Origin of the sequence: Flavobacterium araucananum (genome assembly GCF_002222055.1) — a bacterium.
In the GTDB taxonomy this organism is placed as follows: domain Bacteria; phylum Bacteroidota; class Bacteroidia; order Flavobacteriales; family Flavobacteriaceae; genus Flavobacterium; species Flavobacterium araucananum.
Genome location: NZ_MUGS01000135.1, coordinates 1 through 905, shown reverse-complemented (window position 1 = coordinate 905; position 905 = coordinate 1). Strand labels below are relative to the sequence as shown.

The following is a 905-nucleotide window of genomic DNA, read 5'->3' as shown; positions in this document are numbered from 1 at the left end:
CCTGAATATATGGTTCCTGGCGCTTTGGTTGTTATGGATTCTTTTCCCTTGACAATCAATGGCAAACTGGATAAGCGTTCATTACCTGATCCAGATTTTAGCGGATCGATGGAAGCTTATATGGCTCCAAGGACAGAATTGGAGATCGCCGTTTGTAATATCTGGAAAGAGGTCTTAGGCTTGGATAGGGTTGGAATAACGGATAATTTCTTCAGGATAGGAGGTAATTCGATATTGGCCATTCAGGTGTCGCATCGTATGAGTAAGGCACTGGACTGTTATATAAAAGTATCAGATATATTCCAGTTTTCTACAATTACTAAGCTTCACAATAGTAAAAAGAGTTACTTAATTAATAATATAGTTTATGAACAAGGAGAAATATAAAGCAATCACAATATCAAATATTATATATAGGGCAAATAATATTGGTATTTGGCTATGGATTGAAGATGATAAGTTAAAGTTTAAATTTCCTCAAAATATTAATATTTCCGAAATATTAATAGAATTAAAAGAAAATAAAAATGCAATTATTGAGATATTACAAAAAAATAATGTTTGTAACGACAAAGTTGTAGAAAACTTAATATATTGCTTCATGAATGGCGAATCAATTTTGTCTTTTTCCCAGGAGCGTTTGTGGTTTATCGAGCAGTATGAGCAGGGCACTAATGCTTACCATATGCCTTCTGTATTTGAACTTGAGCCTGCTACTGATATTTCAGGTATAAAGTATGCCCTTCAATGTATTGTATCGAGGCATGAGGTATTGAGAAGTACCATTGAGCAGAGGGAGGATCTTGGTTATGGTATCCAGGTTGTGCGTGATAGAGTATTGGTTATTGAGGATTCAGTTCTGGGGGTATCAGAAGATTATAAGTCTGTTATAAAAACAGATATTA

General features: G+C 34.4%; 2 protein-coding genes. Both read left to right on the top strand.

Annotated features, from left to right (window positions below; all coding sequences use genetic code 11):
- Window positions 1–387: phosphopantetheine-binding protein (locus B0A64_RS24830; RefSeq protein WP_244285497.1), on the top strand; the 387-nt coding region annotated here is incomplete at its 5' end.
- The coding region (locus B0A64_RS24825) for a condensation domain-containing protein (RefSeq protein ID WP_208863573.1) at window positions 368–905 on the top strand (538 nt) is incomplete at its 3' end. The genes B0A64_RS24830 and B0A64_RS24825, both read left to right, overlap by 20 nt.